We start from the raw sequence: 22,869 nt of genomic DNA, 5'->3' as shown, positions 1-22,869 counted from the left end.
AACTATTGACGGGAAATGATTTTCAAGGTATAATAATAAACGTTGAGGCGGTATAGCCAAGTGGTAAGGCACGGCTCTGCAAAAGCTTGATCGTCGGTTCAAATCCGTCTACCGCCTTTCAATACCTGAATGAACAGGAATCAACCAAATAAAAGCCCGTAAAATCGGGCTTTTTTTATTTTTTCTTCAGATAAGTACGGATAACTTTGGAAAACTTTTGGGGCGAATTTGGGTAAATATAAAGCAGTGACTCAAGTCACTGCTTTATTCTGTTTCTTCTTCAGGTTCTAGTTCTGTGATTTGAACTTTTACCTTGGTAACACGTCCATTTTTCACCTTATCATTGGTCAGGACGATTTGCTTGTTTTGACTGACCAGTTCATAACTGATTTTTTCAGTTGTTGGAATCGTACCAACACCCGTCAAATAATAACCGGCGATGGTATCCACATCATCGCTTTCTAGTTCGACACCAAAGTAGTTATTGAAGTCGTTAAGATTCATGGTTCCCTGTGCAATATAGGTGTCCTCACCGATTTGATGAACTTCGATTTCTGCCCTATCGGTCTCGTCATCAATCTCACCGACAATCTCTTCTAAAAGATCTTCCAGAGTTACCAAACCAGCCATACCACCATATTCATCGAGCAAAATGGCCATTTGTCTTTGGGTATTTCGCAATTCTTTTAGCAAGTCATCCACAAAAATAGTTTCAGGAACAAAGAGTGGATCTTGTAAGATCTTCTTCCAGACAATATTTTCAAAACCATCTGCATAGGCAGCGTTTAGCAAACGCTTGGTATGAATCAAACCAATCACATTGTCCTTATCCCCATCATAAACAGGGATACGTGAGAAATTTTGCTTTAGAATACTTTGGATAATGGTTTGACTATCATCCTGAATATCCACCATAAAGGCATCCGTCCGAGGAACCATGACTTCTCTCGCCATCAGCTCATCTAGAGAGAAAATCCCTTGTAACATCTCGATTTCGTCTGCATCCAAAGTTTCCTCACTATTGGTGAGCATGTACTCTATTTCATCACGTGTCATCTTTTCATCAGCATCATCAAAGGTCATTGGCGTCACACGACTCAACAAATTAGTTGAAGCCGACAGAAGCCAAACAAAGGGGCTGACAATTTTCCCCAAACCAATAATGACTGGTGCGGTTCGGATGGCCAAGTTATCTTTCAGATTTAGAGCGATTCTCTTAGGATAGAGTTCCCCAAAAACAATAGAGATGTAGGTCAAAAACGCTAAAGATAAAAAACTTGCAATGGCATAAGCCGTCTCTCCGCTTCCCATCCAAGATGCAATCACTTGTCCAAGGGTATCCGCCAATTTGGCCCCAGACAAGATCGTAATCAAGGTGATACCAACTTGAATCGTTGATAAAAAGTGATTAGGGTTTTCAAGTACCTTTAACAAACGGATATAACGTTTGTCTCCTTCTTCTGCTTTTTGCTCTACTCGGGCACGATTTAGTGACACCATAGCCATTTCGGTGGCTGAGAAAAAGGCATTTAAAAAGGTCAAGATAAATAACAATACAAACTGTAGCAACAAATTCTGACTGCTCGGGTCTTCCATAGTCCTTCTCCTAAAATAGTATCTTGTGTTCCATTATATCATAAAATCCATCAGGATTCACATTATTTTTCATTTAAAGAACAGCTCCCCTGCCTATAGAAGACAAAGGAGCTGTTTTTATAGTATCTATTGTTTCTAATCTATCACTGTTACTTGACCCGTTTGGTAATCAAGTTGGATTCCCTTTTGAACATTGGGGATTAGGACATTGAATTCCAATTCGCCATCTGAAGACTTGGCTTCGATTTGTGAAGCCGATGGAACTAGGTCCTCATTTGTCGCATAGTGGAGCGTCACCCGATAACGGACCCTCTTATTTTGGTCCAAGGCTTTTCTGACCAAACTCTCATAGTAGTTCTGACCTGTCGAATCTTCAGCCTGTGCTTGGTTTGCCCAAGCTGTCTGGACTGCAATGTTCTTGGGATTGCTAGTAGAGGCATCAAAACCATCCAATCCACCTATCAAGGCATAGCCCAGCAGGTGTCCTCTATCAACTGCATGTGTATAGGCTCCCTTTAGATTCTTGACCTGATGCCATCCTGGTGGCGTCCAGGAGGTTGAGCCGTTGCCTGTTTCTTCACGGTTCTTATACTGCCGAGTCGCTTTGGATAAGATGGCATTGGCAACAGTCGGGACTGTTTCTTTTCCAACTGTCTTTGTTTTATTATCCGCATAGGGTTTGCTAGAAACCTTGGCATCTAGATTGGTTTTATTGCCATTGACAACAAAGGCCCCTGCTCCATTCCACTCGAGATTACCCTTGATTTGGTTTTTGATTGACTCAGTTAAGACACTTTCAGCAAGCTCCTGACTGGGAGCTTCTGAAGCTTGTTTTTTCTGACTAACCTTTGTTCTAGGGGAGTTTGGCGCTGTCTGCATCTGCTTGATATAGTAGCTTCCAGCAGCCAAGAGTAAGAATAGAAGTAACCCTATCAGAGCTTGTCTTGTTTTTTTGTCCATTTTTCTCCTTATTTCTTTAGAAAAAGACTGGTCTCCCAGTCTAATTTCCTGTAAATTTGCTAATCAATTCCTGCCACTTTGCTGGAGACAGGATTGCCCATGGATCCTGTCCCTTTCCTAGGATACCATAGCCAACCATCAAGCCGATCCCTAAAGCCAGAAAGCCTAGCAATAGGACGATAAAAATCAACAGTAAACGACGGAGTACATAGCGTAAATTTTTATTCTTCATCATTTGCCTCGATTCGCTGAATCTTCGCTCCTAGCTGAGCCAATTTCTCATGGAAACGGTAGTAACCTCTATCAAGGTGGACTAACTTACCGACAACTGTTTCTCCCTGCGCCACCAGACCTGTCAAAATCAAAGCAGCACTAGCGCGAAGATCCGTTGATAGAACTTCTGCCCCCTGTAAAGCCTGTCCCCCAACAATACGAGCTGTATCACGGATAATCTCTGAATGCAAGCCCATACGGCGCATTTCTTCCAAGTGTTGGAAGCGATTCTCAAACACCGTTTCCACCATGGTGGATTCCCCTTTTGCGACTGTCATCAGAGCTGTAAATTGCGCCTGCATATCTGTTGGAAAGCCTGGATGTGGTAAGGTTTTTACATGAACAGCCTTGAGATTTTCAAGTTGAGAACGAACACGGATACCTTCTGACTCCTCTGTCACTTCAACTCCCATTTCAAGTAGTTTTGAGATTAAGGGGCGATTATGTTCCCAGACTGCATCACGAACGAGGACATCGCCACCAGTCATAGCTGCAGCCACCATAAAGGTTCCGGCTTCGATACGATCTTGAACGACATTGTGGGTCGCACCATGGAGTTCCTCGACACCAGTCACTGTGATGGTTTCGGTACCAGCTCCCTTGACCTTGGCTCCCATTTCATTAAGGAGAATAGCGAGGTCAACAATTTCTGGCTCACGCGCAGCATTTTCAATGACTGTCACACCATCAGCTAGAGTCGCTGCCATCATGAGGTTTTGTGTTGCGCCGACACTAGGGAAGTCCATGTAGATATGAGCGCCATGCAGGCGTTCTGCCTTGGCTTCGATGTAACCAGCTGTCTGGGTGATTTTTGCCCCCATAGCTTCCAAACCTTTGAGGTGGAGGTCGATTGGACGACTCCCGATAGTGCACCCTCCTGGCATAGAAACTTTGGCATGGCCTACACGAGCAAGGATTGGTCCCAAGACTACAATCGATGCACGCATCTTGCTGACATACTTGTATGGAGCTTCCTCCGTGATATCACCAGTCGCATCAACCTCGACAACATGAGCTTTCTCATCAAAGTCCACCTTGGCATTCAGACCTCGAACCACTTGATTCATGGTGAAAACATCTGACAAGATTGGGACGTTCTGCAAGACTGTCTTCCCCTTGCTTGCTAGAATAGTCGCTGCCAACAAGGGTAAGACTGCATTCTTTGCTCCCTCGATCGTCACACTCCCGACCAGACGATTATCTCCGCCTTGAACCACAATTTTTTCCATAGTTGTTTCCTTTACTTTTGATTTTATAATAGTCCTCTAAGTGCTTCTTGCCACAGTTGGTACAAACTGATAAAGAATGAACTCAAGATGTAGCCCATCACAATACTAAAGAAGCCTACCAACAAACGAACTTTTTTTGTATTAGTAGCGGTCACTTTTAAAACCTTTTCCCATCTCACAAGATCCTTCAAAAGGTAAAAACTCAAATAAATAAAGAGTATATGACTACTTAGAGTGAATAATAATTGAACCATTTGACTATTATACCATCTTATCCGCTTGCGCGCTAGTTTTCGATTTTTCTACGAATTAGGGATTGTTTTTAAGGTAATCAATCGCATCCTGCAAGGTTTTAACCGGAACGATTTTCATCTCTGTTTTGATCGTTTTAGCAGCTTCTAGGGCTGTTTCATAGTTGCTTTTCGCATTGGGATCTGCTTTTTTTGCTTCCTCGGTGACTGGATTGTCAGGAGCAAAAAAGATGTTGGCTCCCTGACGAGAGGCTGCAACTACTTTTTTGTCAATTCCACCGATGTCGCCAACATTTCCATCGCGATCAATGGTTCCCGTTCCCGCAACGACGCGGCCATTACGAAGTCCTGGATCTGCTATCTGGGTGTAGATAGCGAGACTAAACATGAGACCAGCACTTGGCCCGCCGATACCAGCTGTTGAAAAGCGAATTGGAACGTCACTGGTCACTTCCGTACGGTCAATCAAACCAATCCCAATCCCGTTTTTCCCGTTTTCGAGAGTGATAATTTTACCTTCTGCAGACTTGACTTTTCCGTCTTCTTCATAGGTTACCTTGACCGTATCCCCTAATTGTTGAGAATTGACATAGTCGACCAAGTCTTTTGAACTGTCAAATGTTTTGTCATTAACAGCTGTCACGGTATCTGCAATGTTCAGAATGCCCTTAAAAGTTGAATTGTCCGTCACGGTCAAGACATAGACTCCCAGATACTTGAGTTCAATATCTTTTCCAGCCGTCTTCAATCCTTGATACTTGGCCATGTTTTGAGAAGTTTGCATGTAGAACTGATTAATCCGCATAAATTCTGCATCCGTAGAGCCACCCGTAGTCTCCTTGGCACTTCTAATATCCGTGAAAGGGGTTAACCAAGCATAGACAAGATGCGACAGGGTTGCATGTCGAATCCCAACTGTCACAAACTGGTAAGCTCCTGCTTCTGTGTCTTCTGTTTCATTGACTTTCAAAACGCGACGAATATCTTCCGCTCCACCCGGAACTTCTATGTAGTATGGTAAAGGTACTACAAAGGCTAAAAAAGTCAATACTAGTGCTAGGATGACATATAAGGGCCATCTAGTTTTTTTCTTCATGTTCTAATTCCTCCACAACACTGTTTGGGACATATTGCTGAATCTCCTGACCAAACTTCAGAAGTTCTCTCACGGCCGAAGAGCTAATATAAAGATGCTCTGGGCGACTATATAGGTAAATGGTTTCGATTTCTGGAGCCAGTTGATGATTGTAGTAATCAAAACTAGACTCGTATTGCAAGTCGGTGGTATTTCGCAAGCCACGGACAAGGGTCTTAGCACCCAGTCTTCTTGCAACATCTACGACTAGTTGGTCATGAGAAGCCAGCACCTCTACATTATCTAAATGCGCCACCGCTTTTTCGACTGCTCGTTTGCGATTTTCAACAGGGAGAAAGCCTTGTTTGTGGGGATTGTAGAAAACCCCGACATAGAGCTTATCAAAGAGTTTGCTGGCACGTTCAATGATATCCAGATGTCCATTTGTCATCGGATCAAATGAACCTGTAAATAATCCAATTTTATCTGACATAAACTGTCACCTTACTAATCCCATATATTTTTTCCTTCCAGATACCTAAGCAGGCAATTTCTTCTGGTAGTTCTACAGACTTATCGGTTTCGCAGACAACCATGATCTCTTCGGAGAAAAGGTTTCTTTCTGCCATTTTTTCGATATCTGCAACGATTTGTTCCTTGGCATAGGGAGGGTCTAAAAAGACCAGGCCAAAGGGACCTTTCACTTGCTCCAAGGCCCGTTCAGCCTCCATCTTTAAGAGCTGAAATTTGGAAACTTCCTTGGTCATTTGGATGTTTTCAGCGATGATAGCTTGTGCCTTTCGATCCCGTTCCACTAAGACAGCATGGGACATCCCTCTTGACACAGCTTCAATAGATAAACCACCACTGCCAGCATAGAAATCCAAGACACGACCGCCCTCAAAATAGGGACCTATCATGTTAAAGATAGCTCCACGCACCTTATCTGATGTCGGCCTCGTCGTCTTGCCTTCTAGCGTCTTGAGGGGACGCCCTCCGTAGATTCCTGATACGATTTTCATACCGTTTATTATACCAAATTATAGGCAAAAAGAGAAAGAAAACCGAACCTTGCGGTTCGATTCTCTACAAAATATTTTCGTACGTATCGCGAACTTCTTGAGGCCAAACACTGGTCTGAACCTCTCCGATGTGTTTCTTACGAAGAAGGAACATGGCCATACGAGACTGTCCGATACCTCCACCAATTGTCAGTGGGAAAAGGCCATTAAGCAGGGCTTTATGCCATTCCAATTCTAGACGATCTTCGTCTCCTGTAAGAGCCACTTGGCGACGAAGGGTATCCTCATCTACCCGAATCCCCATTGATGAAAGTTCAAAGGCACAACCAAGAGATTCGTTCCAAACTAGAATATCCCCATTTAACCCTTTGTAGCCATTTTCAGACTCTGTTGTCCAGTCATCGTAGTCAGGTGCACGGCCGTCATGAGGTTTGCCATCAGGCAACTCGCCACCAATACCAATCAAGAAGGCTGCACCGAACTCTTTACAGATTGCATTTTCACGCTCTTTCGGTGTTAGGTCTGGATAGCGTTCCACTAATTCTTCTGTATGGATAAAGGTGATTTGTTTTGGCAAGATGGATTCGATATCATAGCGGGCTTCTACGGCTAGCTCTGTCAGACGAATAGCCTTGTAAATCTTCTCAACGGTTTCTTTGAGATAGGCGATATTGCGTTGACCATTTGGGATAACCTTCTCCCAGTCCCACTGGTCCACATAAACTGAGTGGGTCGCGTCGAGCGAATCTTCGTCTGGACGAAGGGCCTTCATGTGAACAAACAGACCCTCACCTTCACCAAAACCAAAACGAGCCAAGGTGTGGCGTTTCCATTTGGCAAGTGAGTGAACGACTTCATAGGTTTCATCTGGAATCTGCAAAACCTTGACAGATACTGGATTTTCGACACCTGATAGGTTGTCCTGCATCCCATCTCCGACCTTGCTCAAGATAGGACCTTGAACTTCAACAACTTCTAACTTATCTTTCAAATACTGGGTAAAAGTGTTTTTGACAAAGGAAATTTCTTCTTGTTGATGAATAAAACTTTTCTTCATAAACAGCTCCTCAAAAATTAGTTAAAAGCATTATACACCTATTTCCAAGAAAAGAAAAGAGTAAATAAGAAAAAGTCAGTGCTCTTTTGAACACTGACTCTGTCATTCATTAATCGTTTCGACCAAAGATACGTAAGATGCTAAGGAAGAGGTTGATAAAGTCTAGGTAGATGCTGAGAGCCATTGAAATGACCCATCCTGTCGCTACTTGTCCTCGTGACTGCTCATAAACATAGCGAATCTTTTGGTTGTCCCAAGCAATCAAACCTGAGAAGACCAAGACCATGGCAATACTAATCATGTAGTCAAAGAAGCTATTGGCTAAAAATAGATTTACAACCATGGCAATGATGAGACCAACAAGCACCGCCATCAAAGCTCGGCCCATTCCACTCAAATCTTTCTTAGTGAAAATTCCGATTGCCGCCATGACAAAGAAGAGTAGGGCACTGGATACAAAGGCTGACAAAACTGTTCCCGGCGTATAGAAAGCTACGACAAAGCTAAGGGTAAAACCATTTAAAACAGAATAAACTAAAAATACTGGGAGAGCTGCTGGGCTATTTTTGGCAGCCATGCTACTTGCAACAAAGACTAGAGCAAGTTCTGCAAAAGTTGCAATCATCAACCAGAGACGGCCATGCATTAAAAAGTAGACCAATTGAGCCTGAAAGACTGTCAACATCAAAGCTGACACGAGAGCCGATAGACCAATCCCAAGTCCCACAAAGGCATAAACCTTAGCGTAAAATTGATTGAGACCTGAACGTTCTTGAATAATCGTTTGATTCATTCTGATTCTCCTTTTTCTATAAATATGTCTTGATTATAACAAAGATTTTATAAATTAGCTGAAATAAAACATCAAAATGCCTGCTGCAACTGCTACGTTGAGACTTTCCGCTCGGCCTTTCATGCCTATATGAACCAGCTGATCAGCACTCTCAGCCATCACAGAACTAATCCCCTGCCCTTCATTTCCCATGACTAAAACAAAGTTCTCTAGTGAAGAAAGCTCACGATAATCCTTTGAATCTCTCGATAAGGTCGTTGCCAGAATGGGCATAGCAGTCTTCTTAGTCTCTTCTATAAAGGAAGCAAGAGACATCCGATAGATGGGCAAGTGAAAATGACTTCCTTGCATGGAACGTAGGGTCTTAAGACTGTAGATATCTGCTGACTTATCTGAAACAATAACCCCTGTAAAACCTGCAGCATCCGCAGTCCGAATCATGGTGCCCACATTACCAGGATCTTGAACATCCTCTAAAAATAGATACTTGCCCTGATGGAGATCAGGCAGTCCCACTTCTTCTTTTTGAATCACTGCAACAATCCCTTGAGGAGTTTGCGTATCTGCCAAATCTAGCAAAATCTCCTCTGAAACCCAGACTGTTTGCGAAAAAGCGGCTAACTGTTCCTTATAGCTTTCCAGAGCAAAAATCTTCTCAATCGTCACTCCTGCTTGAACAGCTTCTTCAAACAAGTGCCAGCCCTCAATCAAATAAGCAGACTTTCGATATTTTTTTTGATGTAATTTCTTGGCATTTTTTACCACAGAATTGGCTTTTGAGGTTATAATAGTCATAGAAATATTATAACACAATCAAAGGGGTTTGGTATGCAAAAGGTTAGAATGATTGCCCAAGGCAGGGTGCAGGGTGTTGGTTTTCGCTGGGGTGTTTATACTTTAGCTCTTGAAATCGGTGGCATCACTGGTCGTGTCTGGAATAACGACGATGGCACCGTGGAAATTCTTGCTCAGGCAGACTCCTCTGCAACTATGGCAAAATTTATCCAAGAGATCCGAAAAGGTCCGACACCTTTTTCAAAAGTTACCTATCTAGATGTACAAATGAGCAACTTTTCATCCTATTCGGACTTCAAAGTCGCAAATTAGGTCTCTAGAACTATTGTATATTTTACAAAAAAACAGTAGAATAGAAAGGTATAATTTTTAAAGAAGGAATGAAAACATTGAAATCTATTAAACGTTTTGCCCTCTCTGCTATGGGAGTGGCTATGCTACTCGTCTTGACAGGCTGTGTCCAAATAGACAAAGCAACAGGACAACCCACAGGATTAATTTGGAATACTATCGGAGCACCTATGGCTGAAGCCATCAAATACTTCGCTACTGATAAAGGTCTAGGCTTTGGTGTGGCTATCATTATCGTAACCATTATCGTGCGCTTGATTATCCTCCCACTTGGTATCTACCAATCATGGAAGGCAACGCTTCACTCTGAGAAGATGAATGCCCTCAAACACGTCCTTGAGCCACATCAAACACGTCTCAAAGAAGCAACAACTCAAGAAGAAAAACTAGAAGCGCAACAAGCCCTCTTTGCAGCTCAGAAAGAACACGGCATCAGCATGTTCGGTGGAGTAGGATGTTTCCCTATCCTCATTCAAATGCCTTTCTTCTCTGCTATCTACTTTGCAGCCCAATACACTGATGGTGTAGCTAGCTCTACTTTCTTGGGTATCAATCTTGGTTCCCCAAGTATGATCCTTGTCGCCTTCGCTGGTATCCTCTACTATCTCCAATCAATTCTCTCACTTCATGGAGTAGAAGATGAGATGCAAAGAGAACAGCTCAAGAAAATGATTTACATGAGCCCACTCATGATTGTCGTCTTCTCCTTCTTCGCACCAGCCAGTGTGACCCTTTACTGGGTTGTCGGTGGTTTCATGATGATTCTCCAACAGTTCATCGTTAACTATGTTGTTCGTCCAAAACTTCGCAAAAAAGTTCGTGAAGAATTTGCCAAAAACCCACCGAAAGCAAGCTCGTTTTCAACTGGAGGCGGACGCAAAGATGTCACTCCAAACCAAGCAACTGCTATCATAACTAATAAGAAACATAAAAAACGCAATTCTGGAAAACAACGCTCGAGATAATAAGAAAAAAGCTTAGCTGAAATGCTAGGCTTTTTATCATCACAAAAGCCCGATATCTCCATCGGGCTTCTTTTTTTATCCATGAACACGTTTCATGTAGTCTTGGTAACTTTCTGTATCCATCAATTTCTTGGCATTCTTGACACGGTCTGCTGTTGGAGGTTTGACCCCTTCAAGTGAGTATGGAATTCCAAGTTCACGCCACTTGAACTCACCCATCGTGTGATAAGGCAAGATTTCAAACTTGTCAACGTTTTTGAGGGTTTTGACGAATTTGCCGAGTTCAATCAAATCCTCATCTCTATCTGTCAAGCCTGGAACCAGCACATGGCGAATCCACACAGGTTTCCCGATATCTGATAGATATTTTGCACAGGCCAAGATGTTTTTATTGGTTTGACTTGTGACAATCTTGTGCTGTTCTTCATTGATCTCCTTGATATCCAAGAGAACCAAATCTGTCACAGCCATGAGTTTATTAAACTTTTCGAGATAACGTGGTTTATTACGGAACGGAAGGGCACAGGTATCCAAGGTACAGTGGATTCCTTTTTCCTTGGCCTTGGTAAAAAGGGCAATCAAGAAATCAATCTGTAAGAGGGCTTCTCCTCCACTGACAGTGATTCCTCCTTTGTCTCCCCAGAATCCACGGTAGCGAAGGGCTTCTGACAAAACATCGTCTACTGTCCGTCTTCGTGATTTATTGGTCTCCATAGCCCATGTATCGGGGTTATGGCAGTACTGGCAACGCATCTGACAGCCCTGCAAAAAGACAATAAACCGAATCCCAGGGCCATCTACCGCCCCAAAACTCTCTGTCGAATGCACCATTCCTGTCACTTGTCCATAGTCAATTGTTTCTTCAGACATATCGTCACCTTCCTTGAAACCGTTTTATAGTTTTATTATATCACGAGTAAGGTGAAAAACAAGGTTTTTTTGTCTATTTTTTAGAAAGCAATCTGTTTTTCACTTTCATTTTCAATTTCTTTTACTGATCCGATTCAAAATCAAAACCATACAAGGTTGCAAAATAGTCCTCAGGACGCTCTGCACGGCGGATTTGACGGGCTTTCCCTTCTTCGGTATAGAGGATTTCTGCCGAGCGTAGTTTGGCATTGTACTGGTAACCCATGGAGAATCCATGTGCACCTGTATCATGAATCACTAGCAAATCACCGATTTCTGTATAAGGTAGTTCGCGGTTCACTGCAAATTTATCATTGTTTTCACAGAGTGAACCGACCACGTCTACCACTTCAACAGGTCCATCTGGATGAGTCAGATTGGTGATATGGTGGTAGGCTCCATACATGGCTGGGCGCATGAGGTTGACTGCTGATGCATCCACGCCCAGATAGGTACGGTAGGTTTTTTTCTTATGAGTGACTCTTGTGACCAAAGCTCCGTGAGGCGCCAACATAAAGCGACCTAATTCAGTAAAAATCTTGACCTGACCAAGTCCTGCAGGTGTGAGGACTTCCTCATAAACCTTACGAACTCCCTCACCAATCACAGCAATGTCATTTGGCTCCTGCTCAGGACGATAGTTGACACCAATACCGCCGGAAAGATTGATAAAGTCTAGCGAAATACCCAACTTTTCCTTGATTTCAACAGCCAATTCAAAAAGCTGACGCGCCAACTCTGGGTAGTAGAGATGGGTCACGGTATTGGATGCTAGGAAAGAGTGAATCCCAAAAGTCTTGGCTCCTTTTTCCTTCAAAATAGCAAAGGCTTCAAAAAGCTGGTCCTTAGTCATCCCAAACTTGGCTTCTCCAGGATTGTCCATGATATCTGTTCCTAGCTCAAAAATGCCTCCAGGATTGTAACGACAAGAGATGATTTCTGGAATGCCTGCCGCTCGCTCCAGATGTTCAATGTCTTCAAAGGCATCCAAGTTAATAGTTGCTCCCAATTCACGCGCATAGGCATATTCCTTGTCAGGCGTGTTGTTAGAAGAGAACATGATTTCAGAACCGGGGAAATCCAGTTTATGGCTCATCAAGAGCTCCACGTAACTAGAACAGTCCACACCGCAACCTTCCTCTTGGAGGATTTTCAAGATGGCTGGGGTTGGAGTGGCCTTGACGGCAAAATATTCTTTGAATCCCTTATTCCAAGAAAAGGCCTGGTTGACTGCTCTTGCTTTTTCACGAATCCCCTTCTCATCATACAAGTGAAAGGGAGTCGGGAACTCTGCAACAATTGTTTCTAAATCTTCACGGCTGATAAATGGTGTTTTCATAAGCATCCTTCTATTCTGTTTGCAAAGAAAGGCTGGGACAATCGTTCCAACCTTTAGTTCTATCTCTTATTTGTCTTCGTCAAAGATATTTCCAATCTCAACATCGATGGATTGGTTCTTAACATCAATATTGGTTACTTTCAAGAGTGACTTGTAATCAAACTGCTTTTCACGTTCTTCTTGGGCATTGTCTGCAAAGACTGCAACACCAGCCAACTCTGAATCAAACTCACGCAAGAGACTAATCATCCCGTTGACCGTTCCGCCGCCTTTCAAAAAGTCATCCACGATCAAGACACGACTGCCTGCCTTGAGACTGCGTTTTGAAAGGAACATTTTCTCAATGCGGTCACCGCTGGAACCTGAAACATAGTTGACGCTGACCGTTGAACCTTCGGTAATTTTCAAATCACGGCGCACAATGACAAATGGAACATTGAGGACATTGGCAACTGCATTTGCGAGTGGCACACCTTTTGTTGCTACTGTCATAACGGCATCGATTTTTTGGTCCATAAAGCTCTTGGCAATGATGCGCCCAATATTTTTCAAAATGGCAGGTGTACTGAGCAAATCAGACAGGTAGATATAACCACCTGGCAAGATACGGTCGCTTTCTGAAAGTTTGTCACGCAAGTCTGCGATCATTTCTTTGGCTTCATGGCTTGAGATTGATGGTGTAAAAATAACGCCACCACCTGCTCCAGTCACAGTCTGAATATGACCGATTTCGATTTCCTCAAAGGCACGCTTGATAATCACGATGTCCTCTGAAATCGATGATTTAGCAGATTCGTACTTTTCTGCAAAGGTATTGAGACTTGTTAGTTTGTATGGATTATTAATCAAATAGTTGGAAATGACAACCATCCGATCACTTCTTCTTAATTTCATTTTTATTTACCATTCCATTTAATTTTGATATTTTATCCATTATACCACATTCACATAAAAAAACGAACATTATTGCGTAAAAAATGCTCGTTTTTCTTAAATCATTAATCTAAATCTGGTTTATAGAAGGAACGATTGTCCATAGCAAAGATTTTATTGGTCATTTCTCCTTTATCCACCAAAGCTAGAGCTGTTGACATCATCATCATGCTGGCATCTAGATTGTCAATCATATGAATAATCTCTGCCTCCATAATGCGTGGACGGACTGGACTTCCATACTCCAGCAAGCCATGGTGACTGAGGATGACATGGCGCAGTAGCACCACTTCTTCTCTAGTATCATCGATGCCCAGCTCCATGACTGTCTTGGTAATTTCGCTATCGATGAGGGCTATATGGCCGATGAGATTGCCTCGTACTGTATACTCCGTCTGGTCTGGTCCCGTCAACTCAATAACCTTGGCCAAGTCATGTAACATAATCCCAGCATAGAGGAGGCTCTTGTTGAGCTGAGGATAGATCTCGCTAATGGCATCTGCCAAGCGCACCATGGTTGCTGTATGATAGGCCAAACCCGTTTCAAAGGCATGGTGGTTGGTCTTGGCAGCTGGATAGGAGTAGAATTCCTTATCATACTTGGTGTAGAGACTACGAACGATACGCTGCCAGACAGGATTTTCAATCTTGAAAATCATTTGCGACATGTAGTCACGGATTTCCTTGACATCGACTGGTGACTTGACCTTAAAATCAGCCGGATCGTTGGGTTCGCCAGGCTGAGGTAGGCGGAGAGTAATTTGATTGACTTGAGGAGTGTTATTGTACACTTCTCGGCGTCCCTGCATGTGGACCACTTTCCCTGCGGTAAAGGCCTCGACGTTATGAGGTTGGGCATCCCAGAGCTTCCCTTCAATCTCGCCGCTATCGTCTTGGAAGGTAAAGGCTAGGTAGTTTTTCCCAGCACGCGTCTGTCTCAGGTCAGCTGACTTGATCAGGTAAAAGCCTTCAAACAGCTCATCTTTTTTCATGTGACTAATCTTCATATTCTTCCTCATCTTCTTGGAAATGGAGTAGATCAAGCGCAGGCTCACCTTCTGATAACTCAATGTGACGGAGCGTCCGCTCAATAGCTGTGGTACGACGGTTTAATAATTCATCAATATTGCCAGAGGCATGTTGGAGATGCTTTTGTGCCTTGACCAGAATGCCTCCGAACTTGCCAAACTCGGTCTTGACGCTGGCAAGAGTCTTGCTGATATGGTCGGCACTCTTTTGGATATTGAGAGTCTTGAAGCCAACTGATAGAGAGTTAAGCAGGGCTGATAGGGTACTTGGGCCAGCAACAATAATCTGCTCCTCCCGTCTCAAATCATCAAAGAAGACCGGATTGCGAACAATCTCTGAGTAGAGTCCCTCTGTCGGAACAAACAAGACTCCAAAATTGGTCGTCCGCGGTGGCGCTATGTACTTGCTCTTGATATCCTTGGCAAAGCGCTTGACGCTTGCTAGGAGTGACTTACGACAGCGTTCGATTTCGTCCTTATCGCCTGCTTCATAAGCTTCTTCTAAGCGGTAATAATCCGCCAGTGGAAACTTGGAGTCAATCGGCAAATAGACATATTCCTGGTTGCCTTGGCCAGGTAACTTGATGGCGTACTCTACTCGCTCGCTAGAGTTTTCAACAGTTGCAAATTCTCGTTCGTACTGGGCAGGTGTCATGATGTCTTCGATGATTTGCCCCAGTTGCAATTCACCCAGAATCCCTCGCGTCTTGGTTCCAGAGAGAACTTTGTTAAGGGCACCAACATCGCGGGCAACTGTCTGCATCTCTCCCAGGCCACGATTGACCGACTCTAGTTGCTTTGAAACTGTCTCAAAGGAAGCCTGCAAGCGCGTCTGCAAGGTCTTTTCCAATTTTTCCTCGACCGTCTGGCGCATTTGCTCCAAGCGTTGTTCATTTGATTCCTGCAGGGCTTGGAGACGTTGGTCAGTCTTATCTCTAGTTTGCAACAGATTATCTGTCATTTCTTGACGGACTTGCGTCAGGCCTTGGTGCAACTCCATTCGCACTTCTTGCAAACGGTCGCTGACAGCCACTTCCAAGTCTTTTTGATCCAGCTGGCTGGCTTGTCTGGCTTGTTCAAAGCGGTAATCCAGTTGATCTGAAAGATTGTCTGCCTGATCCTCCAAGCTCTTGGCTAGGTACTTGTCTTGCTTATCTTGCCTTTGCCAAATGAGAAAGAGTCCAGCTAGGTTGGCAATTAATAATAGTAGTAATACAGTCTCCATCCTACCTCCTGTCCTTGCTATGCAAGACAACCACATAGCCATCAGGGCAAGTCACCGAAACTTCCCTATCTATATATTCGTTAGAAGCGTATACTTTTTTAAAGAAAAAATTCTCCTCTGTCAATTCGTACTTGGCACCAAGAATAGTCAGCTGGCTATCCCGAACTGGCATAAAGGCTAGATAATCGTAGTCTGAACGGGGTTGAAGCTGACTGGTTCCTTCTGGACAATAGGCAATCAAGTTTTCCCCATCCTCAATCGCTATCTGGCGCATATAGGGTGCCAACTTGGGATTGCTAGGCAGAAAGACATTAGCCAGCATATGATCAATACGACCACCCAAAGCCCCAAAAATGGTCACTTGGGCTTGAGGATTTTTTTCAAAAATCGTTAAAAGTGCTAGTTCCAGATCCGTATCATCCTTTTCTGGCTGGGCTTGGACAAAATGTTGGGCACGTTTTTGAATCAACTGACGTTCGTCTGCAGTCACCGAATCAAAATCTCCAACTGCTAGGTCGAGAGGAAGGTCTTCTTCCAAGACCCAGAGCGAGCCTCGATCCACACCGACAAAGCAATCAAAATCCGTCCGATAATGACCGCGATCTCCGCCGGCAAAAACGGCAACCCTAGTCCAATTGTTTTCTGAGAGTTTGCACTCGTTCATTGACATCTCCCTTAAAGACATAAGATCCCGCTACAAAAACGGTAGCACCAGCTTCTTTAGCCTGAGAAATGGTTTGATCATCAATCCCGCCATCGACTTCAATCTCAAAGCTCAAACCTTTTTCCTCACGAAGGGCAACCAACTCACGAACCTTATCCATGGTTTCAGGCAGAAAAGTTTGCCCACCAAATCCAGGGTTAACCGTCATCACCAAGACTTGGTCCACTAGGTGAAGGATGTGCTTAATCGCCTCCACAGGTGTCCCAGGATTGATAACAACCGAAGGTTTGACACCAAGAGAGCGAATTTTTTGGAGGGCACCATGGATATGAGGCGTTGCTTCCACATGGATACTGATGATATCCGCTCCCGCACGCGCAAAATCTTCTAGATGATGCTCAGGATTTGATACCATCAAGTGGCAGTCAAAGACCATCTTGCTATGGGGGCGAAGAGCTTCAACCACACCTGCACCAAAACTGATTTGTGGTACAAAGTGACCATCCATGATATCGATATGGGCATATTCTGCACCAGTTGCTTCTAGACGTTTGATTTCACGTTCAAAGTTGGCATAATCTGCTGCCAGAATTGACGGAGCAATCTTGTATTGAGACATAGGTTTCTCCTTATTTTGGAATTTTTTTGCTGACTTTTTTATAGGTTTCTCTGCGATTTTCAATCTCACTGAGAAATTGCAGGTAGTTGTCAAAACGGAAGGTTGCAATGATTCCTTCTTCAACAGCCGGCTTAACCGCACAGGACGGCTCATGGGTATGGGTACAAGTACGGAACTTGCAGTCTCGACTGACACTGGCAATCTCTGGAAAGGCCTGATTGAGGTCTTCTGCTGTTGACACTTCATAATCCAGTGATGAAAATCCTGGAGTGTCCGCGATTTTACCACCATTGAGATTGTAAAAACTTACAGCTCGAGTGGTATGGCGACCACGACCTAGACTGTCTGAGATTTCTCCTGTTTCAAGATTGAGGTCCGGTGCGATTTTATTGAGGAGGGTTGATTTTCCAACACCTGTCTGCCCCATAAAGACCGTCACTTTTCCTGTCAACAAAGGCAGGAGTTCCTCTTTACTGGTCACAAAATCGTAACCAATAGCTCCATAGGTCTGCTGGTAAAAATCGAGTTCTCCCTTATCTTCTAGCAAATCCATTTTAGAAATATAAACGATAGGATGGATACCCTTGTGTTCTAGAAGAACCAAGAACCGATCCAGCAAATTGCTGTTAAAATCAGGTTCCTTGACGGACATGATCACCACGGCTTGGTCAATATTGACAATAGGCGGACGGACGAGACTGTTTTTCCGTTCATGAATCTTGAGGATATAACCTTCGGAATTTTCCTCGGCAGAAAAGTCTACCCAGTCTCCGACATAAGGTGTATGGCCTTTTTTACGGAAATTCCCACGCGCGCGTGTCTGGTAAACTTGACCATCACTCTCCACATAATAGAAGCCCGCCAAGGCTTTAATGATTTGTCCCTGCATCTTAGAGTCCTTGTCCTTTAAGCGCATCTGCCAGACTGGCAAACTCTTCCAAACTGAGAGCTTCCCCACGCACAGATGGAGATAAGCCTGCCTGGTCCAAAGCCTTGGTCAGCTTATCCTTGACTTCATCAGTTTTCCCAAAGTAGCCTGTTAAGTTGTTCCATAAGGTCTTGCGACGATGGGTAAAACTAGCCTTGGAAACCTTAAAGAAGAAGTTCTCATCTTTCACTGCTACAGCAGGCTCTGGACGACGCACCATTTTTAAAATGGCTGAGTCCACATTTGGGGCTGGCACAAAGACCGTACGAGGCACGATGAAGGCAACCTTAGCTGTCATATAATACTGCACAGCAATCGACAAACTACCATAAGCCTTGGTATTTGGCTGTGCGGAGATACGGTCCGCGACTTCTTTCTGCATCATAACCACAAACTCGCTAAAAGGAATGCCACTTTCAATCAAGTGCATGAGAATAGGCGTCGTAATGTAGTAAGGCAAGTTGGCTACCACCTTAATGGGCAGGTCAGGATTTTTGAAATTCTGAATATGCTGCGCCAAATCGACCTTGAGAATGTCCTCGTTGACTACTGTCACATTGTCAAAATCACGCAGGGTATCTGCTAAAATCGGTACCAAACGGTGGTCAATCTCAAAGGCCATAACCTCTGCCGCACGCTCAGCCAAAAATTCCGTCAAAGCACCAATTCCTGGCCCAATTTCAATGACATTAACCTGGTCATCAATCTCAGCCGTATCCACGATTTTTTGAAGGATATTGGTATCCGTCAGGAAATTTTGCCCGAAGGACTTTTTAAAGGTAAAACCGTGACGCTCCAGCACTGCCTTGGTCACGCTATAATCTGCAATTCTCATTTATTCTCTTTTCTAATATAGTATGCTTCCGGGGTATAATGATAGAGCAAAACAAATAAGGGAGTCTCAGTAATTCCTTCCAACATCTCTTTTAAGACCGCATCTGGATGGATAATCTCTCGTGTTTTGGTGAAATAAACACCGTGTTCCCCATTTCGATTACGGAGTTCCCAGGCCACATTATTTCCTTGAACAGACGGCAAATAACGTTCCTTTTCTAGAAAGTCAAAAAATTCTTTCACCGTCATATCTTCAGAAATCTCAAATTCTGTCTCATGGGGCAATACATCATCCCCAATACACACAGAATCTCTGTCAACTCGGATTTTCATTTCGTTCTGTCCTTATAAGTTTCTATTTTAACGCTATCAAAATAAATCTAAGTACCTCTATTGTAACACATTCCCCTTATATTTTCGGGTTATCTGGTTATTGTTATCACTTTTCAGAACTCTCCAAACAGATTTCGATATCTAAATTTCTTTCCACTCTTGAAGTAAGCATAAAATTTATTTTTCTAATTCTTTATAGATTGTCTCTTGAAAATGTTAGTTGTTCAAGTAAGGAATATAGTTTTGCTTGCCCCTCTTCTTCGTAAGCAGTTCTATTTGCTTTTACTTCCCTGCATTTCTCGTCATACAGAAAACCGTCATGGCCATCTTCTGTAGATAAGGCTGTATAGACTTTGGCCATTTCTTCAGGACTAATCGAAAATCTTGACTTGATTTTATACAAATTTTTCATAAAAGGGCTGAGGTGATCATAGCGGCGCATATCAACTTTGACATTGGTCACACGGATTGCCTGAACCTTGATACCTTTCCAATGTTTCTGCATATAAAGCGACAGCATCAACAAGGCTAGTTTATTCTGATAATAGGTCTTGGCAGGACTATAATGTTTTTGACCAGCTAAATTTTCAAAATCAAGCTTCATGAAAGGATAAAGCATCAGCCCTTGGGAAGAAATATTAATAATCCGACCACTTTTTGACTTTTCCAACAAACCCTTTAACAAGGTAGAAAGTAAAAAGGGAGCAACCACATTTGTCGCAAATTGCTTTTCTAATCCCTCCCTAGTCAGGATGGGCTTTTTGACCGATAAGTCAAAATCAGCTGCATTGTTAATCAGAACGTCTAAAGCGTCTTCTTTTTGAATATACTGTTCTACCGCTTCCTTGACACTTTTCATCTCAGATAAATCAGCCAAAATATAATCTACATGCGGATTTCCTGTTTGTTGACGGATTTTCTCACAGGCTTGCTCGGCAGCTTCTTTTCGTCTACAAAAGAGAGTTACCGACCAGTCCTTTTCAGCTAATTGTTTTGCAGCCTGGTAGCCAATACCACTATTGCCACCCGTAATAATCACTCTTTTCATTTCTGACTCCCTTAGGCTAAATACTTAGTCATCGCTTCTTCCACTTCTGCCAAGGTTATCCCAAATAACTCTAAGCGCTTGAGGAGTTGTTTGCCGTTGGAATAGCCAATTCGTAGAGCCTCTCCTAGATACTCTCTACGCCTACGACTGTCTGCTCCCGCCAAGAAACCTAGGCGAATCAAGTCACCACGACTGATGTCAAACTCGTTCTCGTTTTCAAATTGCTCTGTCACCTGAGCCAGTGCTGTTTTTAGATCTTCGTAGCTGGCGTGTTCGATTCCCAGAGAACGTCCCTTGGTCTTAGATTTGGGAACAGCCTCATCTCGCTTGAGAAAAGCATGCTGTACTGTTGGAATGGCCGTCATAATCATGCGACGAATGCGTTCCCCATTAAAATCTGGATCTGTAAAGACAATGACTCCATGTAATTCATGCAGACGCTGAATGCGTTCTATATCCTGGTCATTTATTGCGGAACCTCGTGTTTCATAGGTCTCTACATCAAAGTAACGTTTGAGATTGGCCGTATCATCGCGACCTTCGACCACGATTACTTGGGAAATTTTTTCTTTCATTACTTGCTGTCCAATCCAAAGGTACGCTCTGCATTTGCAGTTGTTACTGCGGCTAACTCCTCAGTCGTCATCCCACGCAAATCCGCGATAAAATCTACCACATAGCGTGTGTAGGCTGTTTTGTTTTCACGGCCACGTTTAGGAACAGGAGCCAGGTAAGGGGCATCTGTCTCAACGAGGATTTTATCCAAAGGAAGTTCCCTAGCAGCTTCTTGGATATCCGTCGCTTTCTTAAAAGTTACCACTCCTGAGAAAGAAATGGTCATACCAAGCCCGACAAACTTCTCAGCCCACTCCAAAGAACCTGAAAATGAATGCATGATGCCACCACGAGGACCAACGCCCTCACTCTTGATAATCTCATAAGTATCTTCTAGCGCATCACGGGTATGGACCACAAAAGGCAAATTCAAGTCCTTAGACAACTGAATCTGACGACGAAAAACCTGCTCCTGCACTTCCTTAGGTGCTGTCATCCAGTGATAGTCCAGACCAATCTCACCTAAAGCAACAACCTTGGGATGTTTTAGTTTTTCAAGCAAGTAAGCTTCGACCTCGTCTGTGTAAGTCCCTGCTTCCGTCGGATGCCAACCAATAGTTGCGTAGAGCTGCTCATACTCATCTGTCAATTCTAGGGCTCGCTCAATGGTCGGTGTATCAAAACCAACAATATTCATCTGTGTCACACCCATCTCAGCAGCCAAGGCGATTTCTTCTGCCTCACGTCCTGCAAATTCTTCTACATTTAAATGTGTGTGCGTATCAAAAATATCCATACTATATTTCCCTCTCTTTCCTCAATATTCCTTAACTACCAGAATAAAAGAATTTCTTTCTTCTATACTTCCCTATATTTCCTCTAGTTTCTATTCACTTTGGTTAGTACTTGGTTAGTTCTATGGTTAGCATCTACAGATGAATTTGATTAAGTTTCTCTCTCAATTCATCCTGTATATTTTTTGTTACATGACTATAGATCCTTAAAGTGATAGATTCATCTCTATGTCCAACTCGCTCCATAATAGCCTTTATGGGTATCCCTATTTCAGCCAACAAACTAATATGAGAATGTCTAAGCATGTGAATATTATAGGATCTGTCCCCACCTAACACTACTTCACAAATATTTTTGATAAATCTATATAACAAAGGCTGCCTCATAATGTTACCTTGCTCAGTCACAAAAATGAACTCCTCATCAAAACAGTTCCTACGAAAGTACTCGATAATATCCAAGCAACGTTCACTTAGTACTATCGTTCTAACAGAACCTACTGTTTTCGTTGTCTGTAAGATTCTCTCATCATATCTATGAGCAACATAATCTATTGTATGATCAATTGTTAAAAGATTTGCTTTGAAGTTTACATCTTGATAGCGAACCCCTATAAACTCTGCGAAACGAAGACCAGTTAAAAAGATAAATTCCATTGCCAAAGCATAACGCTTATCTTTATTGTGACTTTCACAATACGATAAAACCTGTCCTAGTTCCTCTCTACTAATGAAATTATCCTTAGCTTTTTGCAACTTCTCATAGTCCGCTTTCTGCTTTGGAATTACCACCCCTTTAACTGGAGAATCAGAAATATATCCGACCTTTACAGCATAATTAAAGAGACCATTCAAATATATCTTCCGATTTTTTCTTGTTGAATTTTGAACATTCAAATTCATTAGATATGTTTGAACTATCTGAGTAGTATAATCTGATATTCTCAAATTTCCTACTGTTTCCATGAAAAGTTCTAAACTTTTCATCTCACTTCTATAACTAGAGGATTTTATCTCACTGGAACGAATCGTTTTCCATTCTTCTAATAGCTGACTAAAAACCATTTCTCCTAGCTGTTTCTTTTCAACTTCCTCTTTTGTAGGGGCTGTTAGAAGTTTTTCGATTTTTAGCGCTAAGCGACGTTTTGCTTCTGCTTGAGAAACTCTAGATTTTGATTTTAGAGTCACAGAAACTTGTTTCCACTTTTCCTCTCGTTCATGATAGAATTTCTCATAATAACGGTATTTCCCATTATCCAATTTTTTAAAAAACATTTCTTCTCCTTGTACTTT

Annotated in this window: 27 protein-coding genes and 1 tRNA gene; 3 read left to right on the top strand and 25 right to left on the bottom strand. The window is 42.9% G+C overall.

What is annotated here, in order from left to right:
- Positions 1-46: 46 nt before the first annotated feature.
- Positions 47-117, top strand: a tRNA-Cys gene (locus tag HMPREF2766_RS03495).
- Positions 118-264: 147 nt separating this feature from the next.
- Here HMPREF2766_RS03495 and HMPREF2766_RS03490 read toward each other — a convergent pair.
- The 11 genes from HMPREF2766_RS03490 to HMPREF2766_RS03445 all read right to left on the bottom strand — a co-directional run bounded on the left by HMPREF2766_RS03490 (position 265) and on the right by HMPREF2766_RS03445 (position 9,051).
- Positions 265-1,596: a hemolysin family protein gene (locus tag HMPREF2766_RS03490; RefSeq protein ID WP_070567757.1), complete on the bottom strand. Its 1,332-nt coding sequence runs from the start codon at positions 1,594-1,596 to the stop codon at positions 265-267.
- A 135-nt stretch (positions 1,597-1,731) separates the two neighbouring features.
- On the bottom strand, positions 1,732-2,556 hold the full coding sequence (locus tag HMPREF2766_RS03485; protein ID WP_000359006.1) for a DNA/RNA non-specific endonuclease: 825 nt from the start codon (positions 2,554-2,556) through the stop codon (positions 1,732-1,734).
- A gap of 40 nt (positions 2,557-2,596) precedes the next feature.
- The gene (locus HMPREF2766_RS03480) at positions 2,597-2,791 is read right to left on the bottom strand and encodes a DNA-directed RNA polymerase subunit beta (protein ID WP_000977280.1); all 195 of its coding nucleotides are present in this window, start codon (positions 2,789-2,791) and stop codon (positions 2,597-2,599) included.
- Positions 2,778-4,058 (bottom strand): UDP-N-acetylglucosamine 1-carboxyvinyltransferase, encoded by a 1,281-nt coding sequence (murA, locus tag HMPREF2766_RS03475; RefSeq protein WP_000411924.1) that lies wholly within the window; start codon positions 4,056-4,058, stop codon positions 2,778-2,780. Before murA ends, HMPREF2766_RS03480 begins: the two co-directional genes overlap by 14 nt.
- 23 nt (positions 4,059-4,081) lie before the next feature.
- Entirely contained in the window at positions 4,082-4,312 is a 231-nt protein-coding gene (locus HMPREF2766_RS09865) for a DUF1146 family protein (RefSeq protein ID WP_002892633.1), read from the bottom strand.
- Between the two features lie 55 nt (positions 4,313-4,367).
- The gene (locus HMPREF2766_RS03470) at positions 4,368-5,405 is read right to left on the bottom strand and encodes a SepM family pheromone-processing serine protease (protein WP_049501597.1); all 1,038 of its coding nucleotides are present in this window, start codon (positions 5,403-5,405) and stop codon (positions 4,368-4,370) included.
- On the bottom strand, positions 5,389-5,877 hold the full coding sequence (coaD, locus tag HMPREF2766_RS03465; RefSeq protein WP_001280715.1) for a pantetheine-phosphate adenylyltransferase: 489 nt from the start codon (positions 5,875-5,877) through the stop codon (positions 5,389-5,391). Before coaD ends, HMPREF2766_RS03470 begins: the two co-directional genes overlap by 17 nt.
- Complete coding sequence (rsmD, locus tag HMPREF2766_RS03460) at positions 5,867-6,406, bottom strand: 16S rRNA (guanine(966)-N(2))-methyltransferase RsmD (protein ID WP_070567755.1); 540 nt, start codon at positions 6,404-6,406, stop codon at positions 5,867-5,869. Before rsmD ends, coaD begins: the two co-directional genes overlap by 11 nt.
- 64 nt (positions 6,407-6,470) lie before the next feature.
- Positions 6,471-7,463, bottom strand: coding sequence for an aspartate--ammonia ligase (asnA, locus tag HMPREF2766_RS03455; protein WP_070567753.1), 993 nt, complete (start codon positions 7,461-7,463; stop codon positions 6,471-6,473).
- Between the two features lie 109 nt (positions 7,464-7,572).
- Positions 7,573-8,256, bottom strand: a complete 684-nt coding sequence (locus HMPREF2766_RS03450) for a Bax inhibitor-1/YccA family protein (RefSeq protein WP_001076864.1) — start codon at positions 8,254-8,256, stop codon at positions 7,573-7,575.
- 54 nt (positions 8,257-8,310) lie between these two features.
- Positions 8,311-9,051 (bottom strand): TrmH family RNA methyltransferase, encoded by a 741-nt coding sequence (locus HMPREF2766_RS03445; protein ID WP_000152683.1) that lies wholly within the window; start codon positions 9,049-9,051, stop codon positions 8,311-8,313.
- A 33-nt stretch (positions 9,052-9,084) separates the two neighbouring features.
- On the opposite strand from HMPREF2766_RS03445, the gene HMPREF2766_RS03440 reads away from it, so the two are divergent.
- Both HMPREF2766_RS03440 and yidC read left to right on the top strand, forming a co-directional pair.
- Entirely contained in the window at positions 9,085-9,363 is a 279-nt protein-coding gene (locus tag HMPREF2766_RS03440; protein WP_001174620.1) for an acylphosphatase, read from the top strand.
- 77 nt (positions 9,364-9,440) lie between these two features.
- Positions 9,441-10,367 carry a membrane protein insertase YidC gene (gene yidC / locus HMPREF2766_RS03435; RefSeq protein WP_070567854.1) on the top strand — a complete coding sequence of 309 codons (927 nt, stop codon included), beginning with the start codon at positions 9,441-9,443 and terminating at the stop codon, positions 10,365-10,367.
- 75 nt (positions 10,368-10,442) lie between these two features.
- On the opposite strand, the gene pflA is transcribed toward yidC, so the two are convergent.
- The 14 genes from pflA to HMPREF2766_RS03365 form a co-directional block, all read right to left on the bottom strand.
- On the bottom strand, positions 10,443-11,237 hold the full coding sequence (gene pflA / locus HMPREF2766_RS03430) for a pyruvate formate-lyase-activating protein (protein WP_070567752.1): 795 nt from the start codon (positions 11,235-11,237) through the stop codon (positions 10,443-10,445).
- A 121-nt stretch (positions 11,238-11,358) separates the two neighbouring features.
- Positions 11,359-12,615 (bottom strand): diaminopimelate decarboxylase, encoded by a 1,257-nt coding sequence (locus HMPREF2766_RS03425; protein WP_049550061.1) that lies wholly within the window; start codon positions 12,613-12,615, stop codon positions 11,359-11,361.
- Between the two features lie 66 nt (positions 12,616-12,681).
- The gene (purR, locus tag HMPREF2766_RS03420; RefSeq protein ID WP_002874197.1) at positions 12,682-13,509 is read right to left on the bottom strand and encodes a pur operon repressor; all 828 of its coding nucleotides are present in this window, start codon (positions 13,507-13,509) and stop codon (positions 12,682-12,684) included.
- Between the two features lie 104 nt (positions 13,510-13,613).
- Positions 13,614-14,555, bottom strand: a complete 942-nt coding sequence (locus HMPREF2766_RS03415; protein ID WP_070567750.1) for a 3'-5' exoribonuclease YhaM family protein — start codon at positions 14,553-14,555, stop codon at positions 13,614-13,616.
- Positions 14,545-15,801 carry a DNA recombination protein RmuC gene (gene rmuC / locus HMPREF2766_RS03410; protein ID WP_070567748.1) on the bottom strand — a complete coding sequence of 419 codons (1,257 nt, stop codon included), beginning with the start codon at positions 15,799-15,801 and terminating at the stop codon, positions 14,545-14,547. Before rmuC ends, HMPREF2766_RS03415 begins: the two co-directional genes overlap by 11 nt.
- A 1-nt stretch (position 15,802) precedes the next feature.
- Positions 15,803-16,465, bottom strand: coding sequence for a thiamine diphosphokinase (locus HMPREF2766_RS03405; protein WP_070567746.1), 663 nt, complete (start codon positions 16,463-16,465; stop codon positions 15,803-15,805).
- Positions 16,428-17,084: a ribulose-phosphate 3-epimerase gene (gene rpe, locus HMPREF2766_RS03400; RefSeq protein WP_061587992.1), complete on the bottom strand. Its 657-nt coding sequence runs from the start codon at positions 17,082-17,084 to the stop codon at positions 16,428-16,430. Before rpe ends, HMPREF2766_RS03405 begins: the two co-directional genes overlap by 38 nt.
- A gap of 10 nt (positions 17,085-17,094) precedes the next feature.
- A complete protein-coding gene (rsgA, locus tag HMPREF2766_RS03395; RefSeq protein ID WP_070567744.1) occupies positions 17,095-17,973 on the bottom strand; it encodes a ribosome small subunit-dependent GTPase A in 879 nt (292 codons plus the stop codon).
- Position 17,974: 1 nt separating this feature from the next.
- Entirely contained in the window at positions 17,975-18,847 is an 873-nt protein-coding gene (gene rsmA / locus HMPREF2766_RS03390) for a 16S rRNA (adenine(1518)-N(6)/adenine(1519)-N(6))-dimethyltransferase RsmA (RefSeq protein WP_070567742.1), read from the bottom strand.
- On the bottom strand, positions 18,844-19,179 hold the full coding sequence (locus tag HMPREF2766_RS03385) for a hypothetical protein (RefSeq protein WP_000702740.1): 336 nt from the start codon (positions 19,177-19,179) through the stop codon (positions 18,844-18,846). Before HMPREF2766_RS03385 ends, rsmA begins: the two co-directional genes overlap by 4 nt.
- Before the next feature lie 193 nt (positions 19,180-19,372).
- Positions 19,373-20,227 (bottom strand): SDR family NAD(P)-dependent oxidoreductase, encoded by an 855-nt coding sequence (locus HMPREF2766_RS03380; protein ID WP_070567740.1) that lies wholly within the window; start codon positions 20,225-20,227, stop codon positions 19,373-19,375.
- Between the two features lie 11 nt (positions 20,228-20,238).
- Positions 20,239-20,802: a ribonuclease M5 gene (gene rnmV / locus HMPREF2766_RS03375; protein WP_070567738.1), complete on the bottom strand. Its 564-nt coding sequence runs from the start codon at positions 20,800-20,802 to the stop codon at positions 20,239-20,241.
- Positions 20,802-21,578 (bottom strand): TatD family hydrolase, encoded by a 777-nt coding sequence (locus HMPREF2766_RS03370; protein WP_070567736.1) that lies wholly within the window; start codon positions 21,576-21,578, stop codon positions 20,802-20,804. The genes rnmV and HMPREF2766_RS03370 overlap by 1 nt, the downstream gene beginning before the upstream one ends.
- Before the next feature lie 133 nt (positions 21,579-21,711).
- Positions 21,712-22,851: a tyrosine-type recombinase/integrase gene (locus HMPREF2766_RS03365; protein ID WP_070567734.1), complete on the bottom strand. Its 1,140-nt coding sequence runs from the start codon at positions 22,849-22,851 to the stop codon at positions 21,712-21,714.
- Positions 22,852-22,869 lie beyond the last annotated feature (18 nt).

It is taken from the genome of Streptococcus sp. HMSC076C08 (assembly GCF_001810825.1).
In the GTDB taxonomy this organism is placed as follows: Bacteria; Bacillota; Bacilli; order Lactobacillales; family Streptococcaceae; genus Streptococcus.
Note: the sequence above shows the minus strand (reverse complement) of the source record. Positions and strands in the feature narration are given on the sequence as shown.